5 protein-coding genes and 1 pseudogene are annotated in these 3,508 nt (G+C 71.6%); 1 reads left to right on the forward strand and 5 read right to left on the reverse strand.

The genetic code is table 11. The annotated features are described in order from the left end of the window. Positions 1 to 203 precede the first annotated feature (203 nt). Positions 204 to 785, forward strand: a complete 582-nt coding sequence (locus tag AB0F10_RS44760; protein ID WP_360640588.1) for a hypothetical protein — start codon at positions 204 to 206, stop codon at positions 783 to 785. A gap of 56 nt (positions 786 to 841) precedes the next feature. Here AB0F10_RS44760 and AB0F10_RS44765 read toward each other — a convergent pair whose 3' ends face one another. The 5 genes and pseudogenes from AB0F10_RS44765 to AB0F10_RS44785 all read right to left on the reverse strand — a co-directional run. After that, positions 842 to 1,798 carry an ABC transporter substrate-binding protein gene (locus AB0F10_RS44765; RefSeq protein ID WP_360640590.1) on the reverse strand — a complete coding sequence of 319 codons (957 nt, stop codon included), beginning with the start codon at positions 1,796 to 1,798 and terminating at the stop codon, positions 842 to 844. 26 nt (positions 1,799 to 1,824) lie between these two features. Further along, positions 1,825 to 2,400, reverse strand: coding sequence for an ATP/GTP-binding protein (locus AB0F10_RS44770; protein ID WP_360640594.1), 576 nt, complete (start codon positions 2,398 to 2,400; stop codon positions 1,825 to 1,827). A gap of 19 nt (positions 2,401 to 2,419) precedes the next feature. After that, positions 2,420 to 2,854 (reverse strand): DUF742 domain-containing protein, encoded by a 435-nt coding sequence (locus AB0F10_RS44775; RefSeq protein ID WP_360640592.1) that lies wholly within the window; start codon positions 2,852 to 2,854, stop codon positions 2,420 to 2,422. Then, positions 2,851 to 3,276, reverse strand: a complete 426-nt coding sequence (locus AB0F10_RS44780) for a roadblock/LC7 domain-containing protein (protein WP_184992928.1) — start codon at positions 3,274 to 3,276, stop codon at positions 2,851 to 2,853. Before AB0F10_RS44780 ends, AB0F10_RS44775 begins: the two co-directional genes overlap by 4 nt. A 47-nt stretch (positions 3,277 to 3,323) precedes the next feature. Continuing rightward, positions 3,324 to 3,508, reverse strand: a pseudogene (locus AB0F10_RS44785) (hypothetical protein); the annotation flags it as partial.

Here is a 3,508-nt window from a genome sequence, read left to right on the forward strand (position 1 = left end):
CTGGGCGGAGAGGGGGACAACCACCCACAACCACAGCGCCCCCCCGAGGTCCACAACCTCGGCGGCAGCGCCCCCGCCCGGCCCCGCCCCCCCCCCCGCCCGCGCCCCCCGCCCCGGCGTCCCCGCCCCGCCCGCCCCGGCGCCCCGCCCCCGGCGGGCCCCCCCCCGCCGCGCTGCGCGATCTGCCCAGCCGCCCCGTCGACGTGGCGGAGGCCGCCGGCCGGATCGTCGTCGGCAGCGTCTACGCCGGCATCGACGCCGCCGCCAACGACTTCGCGAACCGCCGCCGGCTGCCCCGGCGGCCGATCGCCTACCAGCTCGCCGCGCTCGCCGTGACGGTCAGCTGGCGCCCGGTCGGCTACACGCTCACCGTCGACGGGGAGACCGTGCTGATGTCCGGGCACACCGTCGTCGTCGCCAACGCGCCCTGGTACGGCGGCGGCCTGCGGGTCGCGCCGGGCGCCCTGCTCGACGACGGACTGCTCGACCTGGTCACCGTCGGCGCGCTGCCGCGCCGGAAGCTGGTGCCGATGCTCGCCGCGCTGCGCCGCGGCGCCCACCTCGGCCTGCCCGGCATCGCGACCCGCCAGGTCCGGCAGATCACCATCGCGGCCGACCGGCCGCTGCCGGTCTACGCGGACGGCGAGCCGCTCGGCCGGGGCGAGGTCACCGTCCGGGTACGTCCGGCCGCCCTGCGGCTGATCGGTGCGGAGCGACCTCAGAGTGAGGTCTCTGGGCCGGAGGCGAGACGGCGGCTGCGGGCCGGCGACGCGTCGACGGCCTGACCACCGGCACCGGGGTGCGGGCCGGCGGTCAGGCCGCGATCAGAATCCGGGCGTGATCAGCGGGGAATCCACTGCTGCCAGGTGGTGCGGTGGGCGTCCAGCCAGCGCTTCGCGGCGGCGTCACGGGACAGCTTCTTCACGGTGATGTCGCGGGCGACCGCGTTCTGGTCGTCGTTGGTCCAGTGGAAGTTCTTGATCATCTCGGCGGCCGGGCTGCCGGAGTCCACGAACGCCTTCCTCGCGATCTTCTCGAGGTCGTACGGCTGGTAGTCGCACGCCACCGTCTCCGGGTCGGAGTCGCAGCCCGGCTTGTACAGCGGCAGCGGGATGTGCACCAGCTTGATCTCCGACAGCAGCCACTGCGGCGTGTAGAAGTAACCGATCAGCGGCTTCTTCTTGGCCTCGGCCTCCTTGAACTCCGCGATCAGCGCGTCCTCGCTGCCCGCGTAGACCACGGTGTAGTCGAGGTCCAGGTTCTTGATCAGGGCGGCGTCGTTGGTCACGAACGACGGGTCGCCGCCCAGCAGCTGGCCCTTGTGGTCGGACTTCGGCGTCTCGAACATGTCGGCGTAGTCGTTGAGGTTCTTCCACTTCGTGATGCCCGGGTACTCCTTGGCCATCCACGGTGGCACGTACCAGCCGATGACGCCCTTGTTGCCGGTCAGGCCCTGCTCGACCGCGACCTTCTTGTCGTCGATGTAGGTCTTCTTCAGGTCGTCGTGGCCCCAGTTCTCCAGGATCACGTCGACCTCGCCGCTGGCCAGGCCCTCCCACGAGGCGTCCTCGGTGAGGTCGGTCTCCACCACCTTGCAGCCCAGCTCCTGCTTGAGCAGGTAGCTGACCACCGCGACGTTCGCCGCGTAGCCCACCCAGGGGTTCACGGCGATCGAGACGGTGCCGCAGGGCGTGCGCTCGACGCCCGGCGGGGCGGTGATCGCACTCGTCGAGTTGCCGCAGGCCGCCAGCGTCACCACGCTCAGCAGGGCCGCGAGCCGGCGGGTGGTTTTCAGCATCGAAGTCCGTCTCTGTGGGGATTTGCCTACCACGTTGTCGCCACCGGCCGCTCGCGGCTCAGCCGCTTGGCGAGGACCTCCTCGGTCAGGGCGACCAGGACCTCCTTGACCGACTCGCGGTACCTCGCGTCGCACTCCAGGACCGGCACGTCCGAGCCGATGCCCAGCGCCTCGCGGACCTCGTCGAGGTCGAAGCGCTGGGACCGGTCGAAGGTGTTGACCCCGATGAGGAACGGGATCTCGTGCTCCTCGAAGTAGTCGATCGCGGGGAAGCAGTCCTCGATGCGGCGGGTGTCGAGCAGCACGATGGCGCCGAGCGCGCCGTCGACCAGGTCGTCCCAGAGGAAGGCGAAGCGGTCCTGGCCGGGGGTGCCGAACAGGTACAGCAGCAGCGCGTCGTCGAGGGTGATGCGGCCGAAGTCGAGCGCCACCGTGGTGGTCGTCTTGGACGACACCGCGGAGGTGTCGTCGATGCCGATCGACCGCTCGGTCATCTCGGCCTCGGTCACCAGCGGCTCGATCTCGGAGATCGCGCCGACGAAGGTCGTCTTGCCCACGCCGAAGCCGCCACTGATGACGATCTTGACCGCCACCGGCGGCAGGGGCGCCGATTCCGGTTCATTAGAGCGCCCGTACACGATCCCTGATCCTCTCGATCAATGCGATGGGAAGTTCACCGAGCTGCTCCTCGATCCGCACGTAGCCGTCGGTCACCAGGTCGGCGACGATCACCCGGATCACGCCGAGCGGCACGCCGAGGGCGACGGCCAGGTCGGCGATCGACATCGGGGCCTGGCAGAGCTCGACGATCCGGCGCGACTCGAAGCGCAGCGGAGCCGACAGGGCCGCGGGGGAGGCGTGCAGCAGGGTCTCGATGCGCAGCCCGTCGTGCAGCGGGCGGGTCCGCCCGCCGGTGAGCATGAACGGGCGCACCACGAGCTCGTCCTCGGGCTCCGGTGCGCGCGGACCCGGTATCGGCGGCGTCCAGGCGGGCGGCGCCGAACGGGTGTACGGGTTCATCCGGGGTTCCGGGCCCCACTCCCCCCGGTGGCTCATCGGGGTAGGTATTGCCGGGACTCGGATATCAGCGCCGGAGTGAGCAGGGCGCCGAACCGGTCGGCCAGTAGGGAGATCTCGTACCCGACCAGGCCGACATCGCTGTCGCCGCCGGCCACCACGCCGAGGCAGCTGCCGCCCGCGATGACCGACACCAGCAGGAAGCCGCGCCGCATCTCGATCATGATGAGCTTGAGGCCGTCGAAGTCGTAGCGACGCGACGCGCTGCGGGCGACGCTGGCCAGGCTGGAGACGATCGCCGCCAGGTGGTCGGCCTCCGCTCGGCTCAGCCCGTCCGAGCTGGCGATGAGAAGGCCGTCGGAGGAGACCGCGACCGCGTCGCGGACACCGTCGGTCTGGTGGACAAAGTTGCCCAGCAGCCAGTTGAACTGGTGCCGGTCGGCAGACGTGTCAACGCTCATGAGACTTCTTTCGACCTCGGGGCGGGGGCGGGGCGGGGCGTTCGTGGTCACTGGCGGTCGGCGGGTTCGGTGCTGCCGCGCTGCACGCCGCTGCGGAAGGCGGTCAGCCGGGCACGCACCTCTTCGGGGGAGTCGCCGACCGGTGCGGGACGCTCGGCGGTGCGGGTGGGGGCCGCGGCCGGCGCGGCGGGGGCGCCCCCCGGCGGCGCCCTTGGCCGAGCGGGGGTTGTGG

This window comes from Actinoplanes sp. NPDC026623 (assembly GCF_040638275.1).
GTDB lineage: Bacteria > Actinomycetota > Actinomycetes > Mycobacteriales > Micromonosporaceae > Actinoplanes.

Bases quoted from the DNA above. Each gene is read 5' to 3' on its own strand.
- AB0F10_RS44765 (WP_360640590.1), bottom strand. From the start codon at position 1,798: ATGCTGAAAACCACCCGCCGGCTCGCGGCCCTGCTGAGCGTGGTGACG.
- AB0F10_RS44775 (WP_360640592.1), bottom strand. From the start codon at position 2,854: ATGAGCCACCGGGGGGAGTGGGGCCCGGAACCCCGGATGAACCCGTAC.
- AB0F10_RS44780 (WP_184992928.1), bottom strand. From the start codon at position 3,276: ATGAGCGTTGACACGTCTGCCGACCGGCACCAGTTCAACTGGCTGCTG.